This is a genomic window from Paenarthrobacter sp. 10L420, assembly GCF_056395385.1.
Genome location: NZ_JBFTJK010000001.1, coordinates 42976 through 61814 on the forward strand (window position 1 = coordinate 42976; position 18839 = coordinate 61814).

Here is an 18839-nt window from a genome sequence, read left to right on the forward strand (position 1 = left end):
GGCTTCGACGCCGGGAAAGTGGCTTCATGAGCAAGCGACAGCTTCGGCACAGACGGTCCAGCAGCGAACCTTTGGGGCAGACCACGGACAACTCGTGGATGCCGCGTGAAGCTGCCGATATCCTCCTCGTCACCGGCGACGCCTACCTTCAGGAGGAGGCGCGAAGGATTGTTGCTGCGGCAGGTGGCAGCCTCCAGTTGGCCGCCGACGTCGGAGAGGCAATCCACGGCTGGGACGGTGCCGACGTCGTCCTGGTGGGAAGCGACATCCGTGAGCTGCCGCCACGAAGGCAGGCGCCCACTGTCTTACTGGGCAGGTCTGTTGAGGGGGACGGCTTGTGGCGGCTTGCTGCTGCCCTGGGCGCAGAGCGCGTAGCTGTCCTTCCCGAGGCCGCAAACTGGTTGGCCGAGTACTTGAGTGTGTCCGGTTCGCCGGAACCTGGCGGGTTCGTTATCGGGATTGTTGGAGGCTGCGGTGGGGCTGGAGCTTCCACCACGGCAATTTGGCTTGCCCAGGCAGCGGCGGGCCACGGCATCAGCACCATGCTGGTGGACGGGGATCCCTGGGGTGGGGGCCTGGAACTGGCAATCACCGTTCAAGAGCTGGCCGGCTTGCGCTGGCCGGACTTCGCCGAAACGCGGGGGAGCATCGATCCCGTCCAATTCAGGGACTCCCTGCCGGTGGCCGGTGGCTTCGCGTTCCTGTCTTGGCCGGGTACACGTGAAGCGTTCACCATGCCGGATGCCGGTTCTGTGGCCGCTGTCCTGGATGCCGCGCGGCGAAGTTTCGAACTCGTCGTGGTGGACATTGGGCGCAGTGAGGAATGCCTTCGAACCTTTGCGTGGGACTGCGAGAAGATGCTGTTGATGACCACAGCCCACCTGAAACCGGCTGTTGCCGCGGCACGTATCCTCAACGAGCTGCCACCGTTGGACACGGGGTTGGTGGTCCGGGGTGGTGGCCCTTCGGCGGTTGATGCTCAACTCATTGCCGAGTCGTTGGGACTGCCACTCTTGGGGATTCTTCCGGAGATTCGAGGAGCGGCCGCAGGGACCGAGCTCGGCCGGCTCCTTGAGCTGGGCCGTCGCAAGTCCGTGAATCGCTTCGCCCGGGGTGTGCTGGACTTGAACGGCGTTGGTGAATGAGCCGGTCGGAGAAAAGTGTCCCGGGATGGTCACGGACAGGGACACCATTCACGGGAGGGCGCCGCAGCCAGAGCCGTCGGTTGGACTCCGTGCTTCTCGAAAGGGTCCGGGAGTCCGTCCTCGCCGGGAATGGGCCGGTAACACCCTCGACTGTGGCCGCCGCCGTGCAGGCCAGCGGCAAACTGTTGGGTACTTCGGGAGCACTGGAAGCCGCGGAATCCATCAATGCGGAATTGAATGGTCTAGGGCCCCTTCAACAGCTTGCGCACGATCCCTCGGTCACAGATATCTTTGTCAATGGCCCCGAATCAGTCTGGCTCGACCGGGGACGGGGCCTGGAACGGTCCCCGGTGCATTTCGATTCTGAACAGCAGGTCAGGGCGCTGGCCGCAAGGCTGGTTTCGGCAGGTGGTCGCCGGTTGGACGACGGCTCTCCCTGCGTGGACGTCAGGCTCAAAGGCGGCTATCGCGTGCACGCAGTTCTGGCGCCGATATCAACTGCGGGGACTCTGTTATCGATTCGAATTCGACGCGAAGAAACCTTCACAATGGCTGAATTGCGCGAAGCTGGCATGTTCGATCAGCACATCGAGACTCTTCTCCGCGCGATTGTGGAGCGGCGCCTGAGCTTCCTTGTCAGTGGTGCCACCGGATCAGGGAAAACAACGCTCCTGTCCACCATGCTCGGGCTCTGCCACCCGTCCGAACGTTTGGTCCTGATCGAGGATGCCGCTGAGCTCAACCCGATCCACCCTCATGTGGTCACGCTTGAATCCCGCCACGGAAACCTTGAGGGAGGTGGGGCGCTGGACCTTGGCGAGTTGGTCCGTCAAGCCCTGCGCATGCGTCCGGACCGGCTCATTGTGGGGGAGTGCCGGGGTGCCGAGGTCCGCGAGTTGCTCACCGCGCTCAATACCGGTCATACAGGCGGTGGAGGAACAATCCACGCCAACACGGCGGAAGCAGTTCCGGCACGGTTGACAGCCCTCGGCGCGCTCGCAGGGTTGAACGCCGAGGCCGTGCGGTTGCAGGTCTCAAGTGCATTGGACGTTGTGATTCACGTGGAACGGACGCCTTTGGGGCGGAAAGTAGGCTCAATCGGTGTGCTGACTGACTCCTTGGATGGCCAACGAGTGGTGACCGCACTGCGATGGAGCCCCGAAGGTCTGGTGCATGGACCTGCTTGGGCTGAGCTGAATTTACGGCTTTCTCCCGGATCATCCGCCGAGGCGGGCGGATCTTTGCAGGGCTTATCCGTCGGCTCGGATGTACTCACAGCGTTGGGCTTGGACTTATGATCCCCGCCTTGGTTCTAACCCTGGCGCTGGCGGCATGGCTCCAGCTCAAGCCGCCCCAAGCTGGCAGGCGGCGAATGCGGGCAAGACTCGCCAAGCCCTTACCACTGGGTGGGACCGGTGTTGGGAAAGAGCATGCAACATCCGGAGCGGACAAAGGGCCGTGGGGCCGGCTGTGGCGGGCAAAGATAGAACCCTTGTCCCTCGTGGTGTTGGTGCAGCAGCTCGCTGCCCTCTTGCGAGGAGGACGTGGACAATTGCAGCTTTGGGAAGAGTTATGGCTCGTCCATAGCTCCGGGCCTGGCCTGGGCGCCAAGTCCAGGAGCAGAGGCCACCAACCCGCTCCAAAAATCTCAGTGGAATCGGTCAGGGTGCTGGCCTCAGCGCGGGCAGCCTCGGCCGTTGGAAATTCACCAGCACAAGCAATTCGCAACACCTCCGCGAAGGTCTATCCCGGCCGAGGAAGCACAGAACGCCGCATCTGGATGGAATTGGCTGCATGCCTGGATGTAGCCGAAACCAGCGGCTGTCCACTCGCAGAGCTCCTCACCCGGTTCGCAGCGCAACTCGAAGCGGAGGAAGATTCTGAAGCGGCACGTCAAACTGCCCTCGCTGGACCCAAAGCCACGGTCAGGCTGTTGTCCTGGCTACCGGTACTTGGCTTGGTACTGGGGATGGCCCTGGGGGTGGACCCCTTGGGAATCCTGCTGGGTAACTTCCTCGGTGTGGCCACTCTGATCGTTGGCCTTCTGCTGACCGTGGCAGGGCGTGTGTGGTCCTCCCGGCTCGTCGCTTCGGCGGTAGGGGCCACATGATGTTGGGAATTCAATTGTTGGCTCTGGTGGGAGTACTGGCTCTGGCAGCCTTTGTCGGATTCGCCAGACCGGCAGGGTTTCGAGACCGGCTGCACGCAAGTTTGGTCGAGGCCCATAACTCCAAGGACGACCCTAACTCCAAGGATGATCTCAGCCTTCAGCTGGATACCGCCACTGCAGGGGACGGCCTTCGGGACACGGCCATGATGCTTGAACTCGTAGCTTCCATGCTGGATGCAGGTGCCGGGATAGGGCGGGCATTGGAACTGATTTCCCACAGCGCCACACCGAAAATCAGCCAGGATCTCCGTCCCGTCGTCGCTGCGCTTGCCATGGGGGCGGACTGGGACGCTGCCTGGCGAAACCCCAGCCGGCATCAGCCCGAAGTAGCGCGTTTGAAGGACGCTCTGGCTTTCGCCGCATTGACTGGTGCGCCCTCGGCCTCGATTCTTTATGCCCAAGCGGCCAGGGAGCGCCGCGAGCAATTTCGTGCCGCCGAGAAGCGAGCCGCCGCCCTGGGAGTGAAGCTTGTGGTCCCGCTTGGCCTTTGCTCCTTGCCGGCCTTCATTTGTCTGGGAATCGTGCCCGTCCTCATCGCCATGCTTCCCGCTGGATGAGCCGCAGGTCATCAGCGCATGAGCGGCAAGGTCCCTTCTTCCAAACCGGCCAGTCTATTCTTCCAGCCTGGACACTCTCTTCCTCCACACAGGCCGCTCTTTTCCTCCACAAACAGTCCCCGCGGGGGTTTATCCACTTGGAGGAACCAGGGGCTTCAGGGTCGGCCGGAGTCAGGGAAGAGTCGATTTCAACCGGCAGATCTGCCGACTTTTCTGAAAGGAAACATACTATGGAAACTCCCTCCAGCACCCTCCACGCCCGGCGGTCTGACCGACGGAACGCATCGCGTGCGCTCGCAGTAAATACCGCTGGTCTTGCATCCGTCGGGCATGGCAGCGGCCACGATGAGGCCCCACAACACAAGAGTGGCAACCGCGTGGGTGTGCAGTTCGGGATTGAAGAGCATGGGATGGAGCAGTTGGAGATCGAATTGTTTAACCGAGTAGAACCTCACGCTCCGGCCGCAATCCAGCAGTTGGACAACCAACGGGTTGGGACAGCATGGATCAGCAAGTGGACCAACTACCTGCGCAGTCGTACACCCGGCAGGATTCGCCGGCAGGCCAGCGCGAAGCCGGGCAGCATCAAGCAGACCCCTCCCAGGCAGGGCACTTTCAGCCAAACCACCCCCATCCAAACCACCCCCAGCCAAACCACCCTCAGGCGGACCCCTCTCAGGCAGACGAGCCTCAGGCGAACCCCGCTCATGGGCTCCGAAGGCGGCATGGCAACAGCGGAATACGCCATAGCAACGCTCGCGGCCGTGGGCCTGGCGGGTCTGCTGGTGGTTATCCTGCGGAGCGAGGAAGTTCGAGGATTCCTACTCAATCTGGTTCGCACCGCGTTGTCCTTGCCATGACCTCGCCAGTACCTCTCCCAATCAAGCCGGTACCTCTCCTAATCAAGGCGGTGCCTCTGCCCATCAAAATGTCCACAAGGCAGAACGAACGTGGTGCGGTAACAGCTGAGTTCGCAGTTGCCCTGCCAGCGGTGATTTTGCTGTTCGCCTTCTTGCTGGCGGCCGGTGCAGCGGGGATAACTCAGCTTCGTTTGGAGGAGGCGGCCAGGGCGGGTGCTCGAGGTCTTGCTCGGGGCGAGAGTACTGGCGAAGTGCAGGGCATCGTCAGGCGCATGGCGGGCGAGGGGGCAACTGCGGGGGTGGCAAGCGACGGCGATTGGGTGACTGTGACAGCCTCCGCGGCGGTAGCAGGCTCGTTGGGTTCACTGATCCCATGGACTCTCACAGCTTCGGCGTCGGCCCGCGGTGAAACACCCGGGGCATCTGGTCGGAGCGACGTGAATGACATGCCGGGGGCCTTGGTGGGTGGGGCAACGCAAGTGGCATCACAGTGGAACATGCCACCGGGGGATACCGCCTTACGGGTTGCGGCGAACCCATGGATTCCCTTGTGAGGGTGCGCTGCCTATGGCGGCGAACGCTGAAGGGTCTTCCTGTAGCGTCACACCCTGAGCTAGGATCCGGCACAGTCCTGGCGCTGTCACTGGGGTTCGCAGTCCTTGCATTGCTTGGCGGGCTGCTACTTCTTGCCCAAGCGGGGGTTATGGCGTCGCGGGCTGCGTCGGCAGCAGATCTGGCAGCTCTCGCGGCGGCGGATGCAGCGCGTGGAATAGCCTCGGGTGAGCCCTGTGCTGTGGCGGCCAGCGTTGCAGGACAGCAGGGTGCCACACTGACCGCCTGCGACGTCGTCGGGGGCGACGTCGTGGAGCTCGCCACCGAGTTGGAACAACCGTTCCTCTTCGGCACGGCTACAGGCAGGGCACGCGCTGGGCCGCCTCCTTAGCCAAGTAACGGACTGGGCCGCAGGGTTGCTTGGAGCCGTTGCAGCTAGATGGCGTCTTTCAAGAGGACATCCAGAAGTGTGATGGCGGCTGCCTTGTCCAGTGGGTTGTTCTTGTTACCGCATTTGGGCGACTGGACACAGGACGGGCAGCCGGCTTCGCATTCGCATGCTTTGATGGCCTCCCGTGTGGCTGTCAGCCAGACTTTGGCCTTTTCAAAGCCGCGCTCGGCAAATCCGGCGCCGCCAGGGTGCCCGTCGTAGACGAAGATCGTCGGTACCCCAGTGTCGGCATGCAGGGCAGTGGAGACACCGCCAATGTCCCAACGGTCACTGGACGCCACCAGCGGAAGGAGGCCGATCGCCGCGTGTTCTGCGGCATGCAATGCACCGGGGAATTGCGCTTCCACCAAGCCGGCACCATGCAGTGACCTGTTGTCCACAACGAACCATACGGCCTTGGTGAACAAATCCCTGGCCCCGAGATCAAGCGGCTCCTCGCCCAGGATCTCGTTCGATATCAATGCCTTGCGCTGGAAGGAAACCACTTGGGTTGTGACCTTTACGTCCCCAAAGTGCGCAGTGACCTCGCCCCATTGGACCGAGCGCGAGGTTTCCAGGACTTCGATCTGCGTTACATCCCGTGCCGTGGTGTAAAAATCGGGGTTCACGCGCCTCACCATGACGCAGTGGTCCGCCTCGTTGAGTTCCTCCACCAGGTAGCTGTCCCCCTGGTGCACGTAGATCGCCCCGGTATGTGCCTGATAGTGGGTCTGCGGCGAGTCCATCGTCCCCAGAAGCGAACCTGTCTCGGCGTCGACGATGCTCACAGGGCCACCTCCGTCAGCGCGCAGGTTCACCATGCCGGCTGCGCTCTCCGGATGGGTCCAGAACCACCCCGCAGGGCGTTTGCGGAGATATCCCTGCAAGACCAGCCGGTCGAGGAGGCCTTCCGCTGTGGGCCCGAAGAGTTCGAGTTCAGCCGGGCCCACTGGCAACTCCGCTGCTGCCGCGCACAGGTGAGGTCCCAGGACGTACGGGTTTCCCGGATCAAATACTGTGGCTTCGACCGACACATCGAAGATAGCTTCCGGATGGTTCACAAGGTATGTATCCAAGGGGTCGTCGCTTGCCACGAACGCCGCTATGGCGTCCTGACCAGCCCTTCCTGCGCGTCCAATCTGCTGGAAGAGCGAGGCCCTGGTCCCTGGCCAACCGGCAACCAAAACCGCGTCAAGCCCGGAGATATCGATGCCGAGTTCCAAGGCAGAGGTACTGGAAACCCCCAGCAGCTGTCCGGACCGCAACGCTTTTTCCAAGGCACGCCGCTCTTCGGGAAGGTACCCGGAACGGTAGGCGGCCACGCGGCTGGGCAAGCTGGGATCCACCTCATCCAGCAGTCGCTTGGTGATCGACGAAATCGACTCGGCGCCGCGCCGGGACTTGATAAAGGCAATGGTCCGAACCCGGGAGGAAACAAGGTTTGCCAGGATGTCCGCTGTTTCTGCCACGGCAGTCCGGCGTTGTTTGGCTCCGTTTTCACCCCTGACGTCCGTCAAAGCAGGCTCCCAGAACGCCACGGTCGTAGAGCCATGCGGAGAACAGTCTTCGGAAACTTCCCGGACCGGAGCACCGATGAGGCGTCCGAAGGAGACACCGGGCTCGGAGGCTGTGGCAGAAGCGGCGATGAATACGGGTTCAGGAAAGGAGGTCCCGGCGCCGTAGTAGGCGCAGATCCGGCGAAGACGCCTCATGAGGTTGGCTACGTGCGAGCCGAAGACGCCTCGGTAACTGTGAGCCTCATCCACGATCACATAACGCAGCCTGCGGAAGAACCGCGCCCACCACGTGTGGTTGGGCAGAATGCCGAAGTGGAGCATGTCCGGGTTTGCCAGGATGAAATTGGCATGGTCGCGGATCCAACGGCGCGACGCGACGTCGGTGTCGCCGTCGTACGTTTCTGCTCGAACGGTAGGGAGCTTCAGCGAACGGATTGCAGCTAACTGGTCTGCCGCCAAGGCCTTCGTGGGAGACAAGTAAAGTGTCACGGCACCGTCGTCGTGGATCTTTCCGGGCTCGGACAATACCCTCAGCTCCGAGCGGTGGATCGCATCCAGTGCGGGTAGTTGGTAGGCGAGCGATTTCCCTGAGGCGGTGCCCGTGGCGATCACCACATGCTGGCCTGCCTGGGCGAGGTTGGCGGCTTGGACCTGGTGTCGGTACGGTTCGTGGATGCCCAGCGAGCTGTAGGCCTGGACGATGTCCGGGTGCACCCATTCGGGCCACGGCTCGTTGACGGCCTTGCGCGCAGGGATGGTGTGGACATGGCGCAACTGCTCCGGGTCCGGGTTCCGGCCCAGCAAAGAGATCAGCGAATTCGGTGCAGCCACCAAATCATTCTGTCACTCTGTTGCGGCGCGGACGGCGACGCCCACCGCGGCACCCGATGAGGCCGCCGTCGAAGGTCCGCTAAACAAGCATCCTCACGCTACAGAGAGGTCCGAACCTTCACTGCTGCTGACGGACATCATCAGAACGTGGCACACCACATCCCACCCAAGGTGGGAGTAAAGCTTTTGGCCGTCCAAGGATGCCAGGAGAAGCCCGTTCTGGACATCGTGCTCGAACGCTTGGGCGGCGAGGGCCTTCATGATGAAACTTCCAAGGCCGCGGCGCTGGAATTGAGGCTCAGTAACGATCTTGTCGAAAACCGCGGTGCCGTTGACCACGTATACCCGGCCGCTCGCGGCCACGTTCTCGCCCGAGTGGACCACCGCATGATGGACGCCGTTGGTTTCGGAGGTAGCGAGTTCGAGGTCATCATCAGGGAGCCAGGGGTCCTCGGAATCCTGGGTTTCCATGTCCACGATCATCATCGTTTGTGAAGCGGAAGTGACATTCAGCCCGTGCTGCTCGGCCAAGTACTTGTAGCGCTGGACGTCGTTGGTCAGCACGGTCAGGATCCGTGTCTCGGCTTCGGCAGTCTTAGCCGCCAGCGCGGCGAACTCTTCATCGGAGGGATCGTGGGCGAAATACTCCCAGTCACCCGTCTTGTCGGCCCGCAGCGCGGCGGGGAAGCGTCCCTCTTGACGCGACTCATAGCCCCGGCAGCCGGACCAGCCGGCCACCCAGACTTCCAAGAGGTGCGCGATGTCTTCAACCAAGGCGTCTGGACTCATGTAGAGAGACTATGTCAGCGCCCGGGGAAGCAACAGGGTCCGGTCAGAGGAACAATCCGTGCTTATGAAATTGTGACTTCGACGCGTGGAACTGAACCCATGCTCTCTAGGTTTTCAGTGGGTCTGTCAGCGAGGCGCAGAGGATTTTAGTCCACCCAGTACCCTTTAATAGTGGCTTTAAACCGGATCGTACTTTTCTATGGCTTTACCCCGATCGCCGACCCCGACGCCGTGCGTCTGTGGCAGCGTGCCCTCTGCGAGAAATTGGGCCTCACCGGCCGGATCCTGATCTCCAAGGACGGTATTAACGCCACAGTTGGCGGCGAGCTCAACAACATGAAGCAATACGTGAAAACCACCCGCGAATACAAGGGCTTCCACGACATCGACTTCAAGTGGTCCGAGGGCGGGGCCGCCGATTTCCCCCGCCTCAGCGTTAAGGTCCGCGACGAGATAGTTTCCTTCGGGGCTCCCGGGGAACTGAAGGTCGACGAAAAGGGCGTGGTGGGCGGAGGCAAGCATCTCCAGCCTGAAGAACTTCATTCCCTGGTGGACGCAAAGAAAGCGGACGGGGAAGAGGTGGTGTTCTTCGATGGCCGCAATGCCTTCGAGGCGCAGATCGGCAAGTTCAAGGACGCCATCGTTCCGGACGTCGCCACTACACATGACTTCATCACGGAACTGGAATCCGGCAAGTATGACGCCCTCAAGGACAAGCCCATTGTCACTTACTGCACGGGCGGCATCCGCTGCGAGGTGCTCTCCAGCCTGATGGTCAACCGTGGTTTCAAAGAGGTTTACCAGCTCGACGGCGGGATCGTTCGCTACGGCGAAACCTTCAAGGACAAGGGCCTCTGGGAGGGCTCGCTCTACGTTTTCGACAAACGCATGCACGTGGAGTTCAGCGACGAAGCAAAGACGATTGGAGAGTGCGTCCGCTGCGCCGCGCCCACCAACAAGTTCGAGAATTGTTCCAACCTGAGCTGCCGGACACTGACCCTCTACTGTGCAGAATGTGCCTCAAGTCCTGAAACCCTTCGCTGCCCCGGAGGCTGTGAAGCCGCCTGAGGCGCAACTCAATCAGAGCCTGCTGACCCGGTAGGCGAAATTCGCGTCGGATCTGGCACCCACAGTGATGGCCAGGATGGCGTCCTTTTCCAACTGCACCACGCTCACCCGGGCATTGGCGCATCCCAAGGTCAGGTCAACCAAAGCCGTCTCGCCCACGCTGACTGCGAATGAAACGCGTCGAGTGCCTCGGCACGCCAGTGTCACGGCATACGTTCCGCCGGGCAACTGCACGGTCTGTTCAGTTCTGGACTCGCCGGAGTTCAGGAATCCGCTGCTGGAATAGAACGATTGCCCCTGCGATTCCGGCAAGGCCGCCTTGGCCCACTCTTTCAGGGCCTCACCCGTAACGGTTTGCTCCAAGGCTGGGTCGGGAGGAAGCACGACATTGCTGCCGGTAGTGTCTGTGGGGCTGGAATCGGCACGCCCGCCGTCGTCATAGGTGTACTCGCACGCCGTCAGCGCGCTACACAGCACGAGCAAGAGTCCGACGGCGGCACTTGCCAGCCGTCTAGACATAACCGAGCCAGCCACCTTGCTGCCCATATGGTGACTTTACGCTTGCCCGGAGGCCCGCCATAGGGCTGCGGAAGGGGTTTAATTAGCGCTGGGTACCAGCTGGTACGCAAAGATCAGCGGGGCATCCACACTGCTCGTGGAGATACTAAGAGCGGCGGTGGCGGGGACCTTTATCTTCACCATTTCAAGGCTGCCGTTGCAGGCAGCTCCCGCGTCGGCAATTTGCTTTCCTCCGGAAGAGACGGCGAAGAACACCTTCCCTCCTCCATCACAAGCCATCATGAGTGTGTAATTCCCCGCAGGAACGCTGGGTGAGTCCTTAACCAAGGGGTCCCGGTTCAGGATCTTGCCGGAATCCTCCAACGTCACGGTGCTGGCTGTGGGAAGAATCTTGTCTTTCCATGCCGGTACATCGGCATGTTCGACGCTGACCGGACCCTGGCAGGCTGTGGCCGCCAGCAGCGTCCCCGCAGCAATGACAACAAGGCCTGCGCGGCGCCTTGTGGAGGAGAGGTTGAGCATGCTTCCACGCTACCGGGTCCCACAGCAAGGTTTTGTCCACATAGCCCAAACCACGAACGCCTGCCATGAAGCAGCCCCCATAGACTTGCAATGTGACTCAAACCCCCGAAATATTTACCGTTGGCAATACTGACGACGCCCCACGCAGCGACCACCCGGAGCTCCTGGTGTCGCTCGCCTCTGACCTTCGCGCCATCTCATACACGGTCGACGGCGTGGCGGAGCTTCTGGGGGAATCCGCCTATGCCGCACTGAACAGGGACCAGATCATTCCAGCGTTGTTGGTGAGCGAACGCTTGTCCAAGAGCGGCGTGGAAACCACACGTGCGCTGTCCGTCATAGTGCGGCTGTGGTTGCTTGCTGTCCCACAGACCCAGCCCGATGTTGACTTTGCGCTCCCCACCATCGGCGCCCAAGGCCTCGCCCGGCTCGGACTCGTGACCCTGGAGGCCGGCGTTGCCACGGCCAAGGTGGATCTACGCCCCTACGGCTGGGAGGCCAATGAAGATGGCAGCGGGGGAGCGGAGCTTTGGGTGGCCAGCGATCTCGCTGCCCACCAACAAGCAGGGGTTCTGAGGCACGATCATGTGCTGGGGATAGGGCGAGCATCAACAACCCTTGTCCAAACAACCATCAGGCAGCACACGCATCGTGCGCTGGATCTCGGGACAGGCTGCGGCATCCAGACGTTCCACTTGTTGCATCATTGCGAACACGTCACGGCAACCGACATTTCCGAGAGAGCGCTCGCCTTCACCCGTTTCAATCTGCTCCTCAACGCTGCGGAACTGGACCTGGATCCGAACAACCTGGAAGCGCGCGTCAGCCTGCGCCTGGGCTCGCTCCTGGAACCCGTGGCAGGGGAGCGCTTCGGCCTCGTCGTCTCCAATCCGCCCTTTGTCATTACTCCGCGTAGCACAGGAGAGTCCTCGGCTGACCAATTTACGTACCGGGACGGCGGCCTGCCCGGTGACGAGATCGTCGCATCGTTGGCGCGAACGTTGGCCGATGTCCTTGAACCCGGCGGCACAGCCCAGATGCTTGGCAACTGGGAGATCCGCGAAGGGACCCAGTGGCATGACCGGCCTTCCGCATGGCTCCAAGATTCGGGTTTGGATGTTTGGTTCATTCAACGTGAGCAGTTGAACCCGGAGCAGTACGCCGAGACCTGGCTGCAGGACGCCTCGGAGAACCGGGACCGCAGCCACTACCAGGAGTCGTACGCCGCGTACCTCGAGGACTTCGGATCGAGGGATGTCGAAGGAATCGGCTTTGGCATGATTTGGCTACGCCGCCCACAAAGTTCAGACGAAGTACGCGTCAGCCGGTTTGAGGAAATTACCTACCCCATTGAGCAACCCATCGGGCCCCACCTCGGCGCGGCCGTGGAGCGCGCCGACTGGCTTGCAGCCAGCAGTTTGCCGGAAGTACACCTTGTAGTGGCCGAGGACGTCACCGAAGAGCGCCATCAGCGTCCTGGGGCTCTGCATCCAGGCGTGATCCTCCTCCGGCAGGGGGCCGGCCTTCGTCGGACAAACCTGCTCAGCACTGAGCTGGCGGGCTTTGTTTCTGCTTGTGATGGCGAATTATCCGTACGGCAGATCGTCGGCGCCTTGGAAGCACTCCTGGGAGGCACAGACGACTTCGATTCAGGATCCTTCCGCGAAGGGCTTCTTGCCGAAGTGCGGAATCTCGTCCTGGATGGCTTCCTCCTTCCCGACGTGCCGGAGGCGTCCGCATGAACAGTGCACGGCCGCCGCGGCCACTCCGCACCAAGCCCGCGGCAAGTGACCGTGATTACACTGAGGAAGTGATTGCGAACAACGAGACATCCCAGGCGTCAGGCGATACCCCCCGGCGCAAGAGGGCCGAGAAAACGGTTGAGATAACCGATCCCAAGGCCATCCGCGCCTTGGCGCACGCTGCCCGTCTCGAAGTCATCTCCGAGCTCTACGCCACGCAGGTAAGCCACACGGCTACTGAGCTCGCGGCCCGTACCGGCCTGACCCCAAGTGCCATGAGCTACCACCTTCGCGCACTGCAAAAATGGGGGATCGTAGCCCCGGCCGAAAATGCCGGCGATGCAAGGGAACGCCGGTGGAAGGCTGCTGGAACTGATTTCCGGATTTCAGGTGGCAGCGCGGCCAGCCCGGAGATCGCAGTGGTCGATCTTGAGCTGGACGCCTTCCGACGCAGGGCATCAGCTTTTGCCAAGGCCCGCGGGGAGCGCCGGCAGCGTGGCGAAGCGGCGGAAGAACCGGCGTCGGTGGTGCTGGCGAGCAATTTGCTGTACTTAACCAACCAACAGCGCAAGGAGCTTTCTGAGCGGATCCGGGAGGTCCTGCGGGAGTACGAACTCGAAGACCCAACCCGGATTCCGCAAGGTGCCGAGCGTGTTGCTACTCTGTGGTCAATGATCCCGGATGACCGCATGGCACCTGGGCACTAGGGGTCAGGCCAGCCCCCCGGATTTCCACGCCAAAACGCAGGATTCTGCAATCTATGGTGAACTAGGCCAATATGGGCACCAGCCCAATTACACATTTTTTCTGTAGGAGCACCGTGCCCAGCAAGGCAAAAACCGGCAAGAAACTCGTGATCGTGGAGTCTCCGGCCAAGAGCAAGACCATCGCCAAGTATCTTGGCGAGGGCTTCATCGTCGAGGCTTCCATCGGCCATATCCGGGATCTCCCGCAGCCATCGGACCTCCCTGCAGAACTGAAGAAGACCTCGCTGGGTAAGTTCGCCGTCGACATCGAAAACGACTTCAAGCCGTACTACGTCGTATCGCCGGACAAGAAGAAGAAGGTCGCCGAGCTCAAGGCCCAGCTGAAAGACGCTGACGCGCTATATCTCGCAACCGATGGGGACCGCGAGGGCGAAGCCATCGCGTGGCACCTGCTTGAGGTCCTGAAACCCAAAGTTCCCGTGTATCGCATGACTTTCGGTGAAATCACCAAGGAGGCGATTCACCGTGCCATGGATAACCTGCGGGACGTCGATACCGCCCTGGTTGATGCCCAGGAGACCCGGCGTATCCTGGACCGGCTCTACGGCTACGAAATCTCCCCGGTTCTGTGGCGCAAGGTTGCCAGGGGACTCTCCGCGGGACGTGTGCAGTCCGTGGTTACCCGCATGGTGGTTGACCGCGAACGCGAACGTATGGCTTTCCGGGCCGCTTCCTACTGGGACCTGACCGGACAGTTCGGAGCCGACTCGGGATCCTTCAAGGCAAAGCTTGCCGCGGTGGACGGTTCCAAGGTGGCCAGTGGTCGTGACTTTAACGACAATGGCCAGCTCACATCCTCCAACGTGGTGCACCTCAACGAGGAACTCGCAACGTCCTTGGCCGCAGGTCTGCAGAACGCCGATTTCCGCGTTCGCTCTGTAGATACCAAGCCGTACACCCGTCGCCCTGCCGCACCGTTCACCACCTCCACGCTGCAGCAGGAAGCGGGCCGTAAGCTCAGGTTCTCCTCGAAGAGCACCATGCAGGTCGCCCAGCGCCTGTACGAAAACGGCTACATCACTTATATGCGTACAGACTCCTCTGCCTTGAGCGATGAAGCTGTCACAGCAGCCCGCCGCCAGGCCGCGGAGCTCTACGGCCCCGAGTACGTGCCCCAAAGCCCACGCGTATACGCCAACAAAGCTGCAAATGCGCAAGAGGCCCACGAGGCCATCCGCCCCGCAGGTGACTCGTTCCGCACTCCCGCCCAGGTGGCCAAGCAGCTCAGCGGCGACGAATTCCGGTTGTACGAGCTCATCTGGAAGCGCACGGTCGCATCCCAGATGGCCGACGCCAAGGGCTCCACAGCCACCATCCGCCTCGGTGCAGTAGCAGCCGACGGACGCGACGCTGAATTCTCGGCCTCAGGTACCGTCATCACCTTCCCCGGCTTCCTCGCCGCTTATGAGGAGGGCAAGGATGAGAGCCGCGGAGATGACGACTCCGATGAAGCGCGCCGCCTCCCCAACGTGGCCAAGGATGACTCCCTGACGGCCTCGGACATCGTGGCCGTGGGGCACGAGACTTCACCGCCTCCGCGGTACACGGAAGCGTCGCTGACTGCTGAGCTGGAAAAGAAGGGCATCGGCCGTCCATCGACGTATGCCTCCACGATTTCCACCATCCAGGATCGCGGTTATGTCCGCAAACAAGGTTCTGCCTTGGTTCCCAGCTGGATCGCTTTCTCGGTGATTCGTTTGCTTGAGCAGCACTTCACGGATTATGTCGACTACGAGTTCACCGCCGACATGGAAGGCGATCTGGACAAGATCGCCAACGGCCAAGCCGTGGGCGCAGCATGGCTGAAGCACTTCTACTATGGTGAAGACGCTGATCCCGGGCTGTTGAGCATCGTGAACAACCTCGGCGAAATTGACGCCCGGGAGATCAACTCCGTCCCCATAGCCGAGGGCATCACCCTGCGTGTGGGTAAGTTCGGACCGTACCTGGAAAGCAGCATCCCCACCGTTGATGAGAAGACCGGTGAAGTGGTGGAGTCCGCGCGGGCCAACGTCCCGGAGGAACTCGCACCGGATGAGTTGACAGCCGCCAAGGCAATCGAGCTCATGGAAACTGCTGCTCCCGAGGAACGTGTCCTGGGAACCGATCCACACACCGGCCATACCGTGGTTGCCAAGAACGGCCGTTACGGCGCCTATGTCACCGAGATCATCCCCGAGATGACCGAGGAACAACTGGCAAACCAGCCTGTTGAGTACTACAAGAACGGCAAGCCCAAGCCTCCAAAGAAGCCTGTGAAAGCCAAGCCACGCACAGGTTCGCTGTTCAAGTCCATGACCGTGGACAGCGTCACCCTGGATGAGGCCCTGCAGCTCATGAGCCTGCCACGGGTGCTTGGCGAGGACGCTGAAGGAAATGTCATCACCGTCCAGAACGGACGGTTCGGACCTTACCTGAAGAAGGGTACGGACTCCCGTTCCATCGGATCCGAAGAAGAAATCTTCACTATCACCCTGGAACAGGCCTTGGAGATCTACTCCCAGCCCAAGCAGCGTGGTGCCCGGGCCGCCGTGCCCCCACTGGCCGAGTTTGGCCCGGACCCCGTGTCGGAGAAGAACATCGTCGTGAAGGAGGGCCGTTTCGGTCCGTATATCACTGATGGCGTCACGAACATCACGGTCCCGCGCTCAACCTCCCTTGAGGAACTGACCCGGGAACGCGCCGTCGAACTTCTCGCCGAGAAGCGGGCCAAGGGCCCCGTCAAGCGGACCACTACCCGCAAGGCGCCAGCCAAGAAGGCAACAGCCAAAAAGTAAAGCAGCAGCAAGACAGGATGCCGTCCGGGAAGCAAGCGAATTGCGTCCCGGACGGCATCGTGGTCGAGTAGAAGCATGACTGAACAGACGGCTTCACCGGACAACGGACCCCTGAACGACCTCGAAGCGAAGCTCGCCTTGGCTGAACAGCCGGACGCCAACCCGGTGGACGTCATCCTTGCTTTCCTGAACAACGAGGTCTATCTCATCAGTTCCGAAGCAGTGGATGGACCGGATTCTGCAGTGGAGCCATTGGTCCTTTCGAACGCCGACGGACAGCCCGTTCTGGCGGTGTTCAGCCACCCGAGCCGCGTGGACGAGCGTTTCCTGGAAGCCGCTCCGCACATTCTGGGGACCATGGGTTCAGCGATCCTTGGCAACATCGGCGACGAACTGGGCATGGTCATTAACCCCGGAAGCGAATATGGCTTCGAAATCGATCCTGAAGGGATCGCCAACATCCGCCGCGACTTCAAACGGGCAGACGAAGCAGGGGAGCCAACGGAATAGCTGGCATCCTGGGCACGGGACGTCCGCCTGCCAGCGAAACGTGGACGCCAAGTTGCTTCCCCGGCTTCGAATCGGTGAATAATGGCAGAATGCGTCTTGGCGTTCTCGATATCGGTTCAAACACCGTCCACCTGCTGCTCGTGGATGCCCATCCCGGCGCCCGCCCAGTGGCTTTTGCCTCCCACAAACGGCCACTTTCCCTGGTGCAATACCTCGACGGTGATGGCAACATCAACGATGCCGGACAGACTGAGCTGATTGAGTTCGTCCTGGAGGCGTGGGAATTCGCAGCCCGCCACAAGGCTGAGGATTTGCTCGCGTTTTGTACCTCGGCGATCCGTGAGGCAACCAACGGAGCCGAGGTCCTGGCCCGGGTCAAACACGAGACCACGGTGACGCTACAGGAGCTCACTGGCAGCGAAGAAGCGTCGATGACCTTCTTTGCCGTTCGTCGTTGGTACGGCTGGGGCGCCGGCCCGATTCTGGATCTGGACATTGGCGGTGGATCCTTCGAAATGGCGTATGGCACGGACGAACTCCCGGAATTCGCTACATCCGTTCCCTTGGGAGCCAGCAGGCTGACGCGGGATTGGCTCCACGAAGATCCACCCAGCGCGAAGAGCGTCAAGGAGTTGAGGCGGTACATCCGCTCTACCCTCAAACCTGTTGTCCGCAACTTTCACGAGCTCGGCCGCGCCAACCTGGTGGCAGGGACCTCCAAGACGTTCCGCTCCCTTGCCCGGATCGCCGGTGCTGCCCCCAGCGGAGCCGGTCCTTATGTAAAACGGGAACTCCACGCCGCCGATCTTGGCTTGTGGGCCCAGCGCATATCCGCCATGAAGGTTGAGGACCGGTTGTACCTCCCCGGCGTTTCAGATGCGCGCGCCCGCCAGTTGCTGGCCGGGGCTCTGGTTGCAGAAGCCGCGTTGGAACTCTTCGAATTCCCTAAAATGGAAATTTGTCCGTGGGCTCTGCGTGAAGGGCTGATCCTTCGCCGCCTGGACCAGTTGGTCTTCGAGGACGCAGTGGATCCCGCCCCACACGTCGGGAAGCGCAAGAAGGACAAGTCCAAGAAAAAAGCAGTCAAGGAAGGCGACAAGACGACGGACAACGACGAGCCCCAGCCCAGCTTTGAGGAGTTCCCGGTGCCGCTGAACACAGTGCCGGTGAACAACCCTGCCCCTGCACCAATCCCGGCACCTGCTGCAGGCGGGCTGGCTTCCTGAGATGAGTACCGACGTCGAGCCCTTTGCAAATAACCGCCACATCCCGGTGGCGCTGTCCAGTGCGTCCGTTTATCCGCTGAGCGTCCATGATGCTTTCGCGGTTGCCCAGGACCTTGGCTATGAAGGCGTTGAGGTCATGGTCACCAACAACGCCGTGAGCCAGAATCCTGACGCCCTCATCCAGCTGAGCCATCGCTACCACCAAGAGATTGTCTCTATTCACGCGCCCACTTTGCTGCTCACCCAGCAAGTCTGGGGAGCTGCATGGAACAAGATCGAGAAGTCGTGCCAGATGGCCAGGGAAGTTGGCTGCGACACCGTGGTGGTCCATCCGCCATTCCGCTGGCAGTCGAACTATGCCGAGAACTTCGCCGCGGGTGTTCGGGAGATCGCGGCGATGTACCAAGTGCACATCGCGGTGGAGAACATGTACCCGTGGCGCGTCCGCGGACGGGAGGCTGTTGCCTACCTTCCGCACTGGGATCCGTTGGGACAGGATTACGACGACGTCACCTGGGACTTCTCGCATGCTGCAACTGCGGGGGCGAACAGTTTGGAAGCAATCCAAGCACTGGGCAGCAAGCTCCGCCACGTTCACCTCACGGACGGTTCGGGTTCGGGAAAAGACGAGCACTTGGTGCCGGGCACAGGGACACAGCAGTGTGCCGATGCCCTGCAACACCTTGCGTCCAACGGCTTCAATGGTGTTGTAGTGGCGGAGATTTCAACCCGCAAGGCCAAAGTGGCGGGCGAGCGCGAAGAAATGTTGGCGGAGACGCTTCGTTTCGCGCGGCAGCACCTCAGCATCCCGCTGGTGCGCTCACACGATAATTAGTAGCCAGCGCAATTAAAAGCGA

Annotated in this window: 17 protein-coding genes and 1 pseudogene; 14 read left to right on the plus strand and 4 right to left on the minus strand. The window is 61.5% G+C overall.

The annotated features are described in order from the left end of the window. Positions 1 to 26 precede the first annotated feature (26 nt). The 7 genes and pseudogenes from ssd (at position 27) to AC1DD5_RS00220 (ending at position 5675) form a co-directional block, all read left to right on the plus strand. Positions 27 to 1145 carry a septum site-determining protein Ssd gene (gene ssd, locus AC1DD5_RS00190; protein WP_477520347.1) on the plus strand — a complete coding sequence of 373 codons (1119 nt, stop codon included), beginning with the start codon at positions 27 to 29 and terminating at the stop codon, positions 1143 to 1145. After that, the gene (locus AC1DD5_RS00195) at positions 1142 to 2443 is read left to right on the plus strand and encodes a TadA family conjugal transfer-associated ATPase (RefSeq protein ID WP_477520348.1); all 1302 of its coding nucleotides are present in this window, start codon (positions 1142 to 1144) and stop codon (positions 2441 to 2443) included. The genes ssd and AC1DD5_RS00195 overlap by 4 nt, the downstream gene beginning before the upstream one ends. Then, positions 2440 to 3255, plus strand: a complete 816-nt coding sequence (locus tag AC1DD5_RS00200; RefSeq protein ID WP_477520349.1) for a type II secretion system F family protein — start codon at positions 2440 to 2442, stop codon at positions 3253 to 3255. The genes AC1DD5_RS00195 and AC1DD5_RS00200 overlap by 4 nt, the downstream gene beginning before the upstream one ends. Further along, positions 3255 to 3872: a type II secretion system F family protein gene (locus AC1DD5_RS00205; RefSeq protein WP_477520729.1), complete on the plus strand. Its 618-nt coding sequence runs from the start codon at positions 3255 to 3257 to the stop codon at positions 3870 to 3872. Before AC1DD5_RS00200 ends, AC1DD5_RS00205 begins: the two co-directional genes overlap by 1 nt. Before the next feature lie 695 nt (positions 3873 to 4567). Then, a pseudogene (locus AC1DD5_RS00210) lies at positions 4568 to 4732 on the plus strand (DUF4244 domain-containing protein); the annotation flags it as partial. A 68-nt stretch (positions 4733 to 4800) separates the two neighbouring features. Next, entirely contained in the window at positions 4801 to 5286 is a 486-nt protein-coding gene (locus AC1DD5_RS00215) for a TadE family type IV pilus minor pilin (RefSeq protein WP_477520350.1), read from the plus strand. After that, positions 5271 to 5675 (plus strand): Rv3654c family TadE-like protein, encoded by a 405-nt coding sequence (locus AC1DD5_RS00220; protein ID WP_442003441.1) that lies wholly within the window; start codon positions 5271 to 5273, stop codon positions 5673 to 5675. The genes AC1DD5_RS00215 and AC1DD5_RS00220 overlap by 16 nt, the downstream gene beginning before the upstream one ends. A gap of 44 nt (positions 5676 to 5719) precedes the next feature. Here AC1DD5_RS00220 and AC1DD5_RS00225 read toward each other — a convergent pair whose 3' ends face one another. Next, positions 5720 to 8062, minus strand: a complete 2343-nt coding sequence (locus AC1DD5_RS00225) for a DEAD/DEAH box helicase (protein WP_477520351.1) — start codon at positions 8060 to 8062, stop codon at positions 5720 to 5722. A 93-nt stretch (positions 8063 to 8155) separates the two neighbouring features. Then, positions 8156 to 8851, minus strand: a complete 696-nt coding sequence (locus tag AC1DD5_RS00230; RefSeq protein WP_442003443.1) for a GNAT family N-acetyltransferase — start codon at positions 8849 to 8851, stop codon at positions 8156 to 8158. A gap of 171 nt (positions 8852 to 9022) precedes the next feature. Between AC1DD5_RS00230 and trhO the strand changes: the two genes are divergently transcribed. Further along, positions 9023 to 9919: an oxygen-dependent tRNA uridine(34) hydroxylase TrhO gene (gene trhO, locus AC1DD5_RS00235; RefSeq protein ID WP_442003444.1), complete on the plus strand. Its 897-nt coding sequence runs from the start codon at positions 9023 to 9025 to the stop codon at positions 9917 to 9919. Positions 9920 to 9931: 12 nt separating this feature from the next. On the opposite strand, the gene AC1DD5_RS00240 is transcribed toward trhO, so the two are convergent. After that, entirely contained in the window at positions 9932 to 10438 is a 507-nt protein-coding gene (locus AC1DD5_RS00240; protein WP_442018715.1) for a DUF6023 family protein, read from the minus strand. 78 nt (positions 10439 to 10516) lie between these two features. Further along, the gene (locus AC1DD5_RS00245; protein ID WP_442003446.1) at positions 10517 to 10960 is read right to left on the minus strand and encodes a hypothetical protein; all 444 of its coding nucleotides are present in this window, start codon (positions 10958 to 10960) and stop codon (positions 10517 to 10519) included. A gap of 92 nt (positions 10961 to 11052) precedes the next feature. On the opposite strand from AC1DD5_RS00245, the gene AC1DD5_RS00250 reads away from it, so the two are divergent. The 6 genes from AC1DD5_RS00250 to AC1DD5_RS00275 all read left to right on the plus strand — a co-directional run bounded on the left by AC1DD5_RS00250 (position 11053) and on the right by AC1DD5_RS00275 (position 18817). Next, on the plus strand, positions 11053 to 12702 hold the full coding sequence (locus tag AC1DD5_RS00250; RefSeq protein ID WP_477520352.1) for a DUF7059 domain-containing protein: 1650 nt from the start codon (positions 11053 to 11055) through the stop codon (positions 12700 to 12702). Continuing rightward, positions 12699 to 13409, plus strand: a complete 711-nt coding sequence (locus AC1DD5_RS00255) for an ArsR/SmtB family transcription factor (RefSeq protein WP_442003448.1) — start codon at positions 12699 to 12701, stop codon at positions 13407 to 13409. The genes AC1DD5_RS00250 and AC1DD5_RS00255 overlap by 4 nt, the downstream gene beginning before the upstream one ends. A 113-nt stretch (positions 13410 to 13522) precedes the next feature. Further along, on the plus strand, positions 13523 to 16246 hold the full coding sequence (gene topA / locus AC1DD5_RS00260; protein ID WP_442003449.1) for a type I DNA topoisomerase: 2724 nt from the start codon (positions 13523 to 13525) through the stop codon (positions 16244 to 16246). A gap of 75 nt (positions 16247 to 16321) precedes the next feature. After that, positions 16322 to 16756: an SseB family protein gene (locus tag AC1DD5_RS00265; RefSeq protein ID WP_224165298.1), complete on the plus strand. Its 435-nt coding sequence runs from the start codon at positions 16322 to 16324 to the stop codon at positions 16754 to 16756. A gap of 89 nt (positions 16757 to 16845) precedes the next feature. Then, entirely contained in the window at positions 16846 to 17982 is a 1137-nt protein-coding gene (locus tag AC1DD5_RS00270) for a Ppx/GppA phosphatase family protein (RefSeq protein WP_442003450.1), read from the plus strand. 1 nt (position 17983) lies between these two features. Beyond that, a complete protein-coding gene (locus AC1DD5_RS00275; RefSeq protein WP_477520353.1) occupies positions 17984 to 18817 on the plus strand; it encodes a sugar phosphate isomerase/epimerase family protein in 834 nt (277 codons plus the stop codon). Positions 18818 to 18839 lie beyond the last annotated feature (22 nt).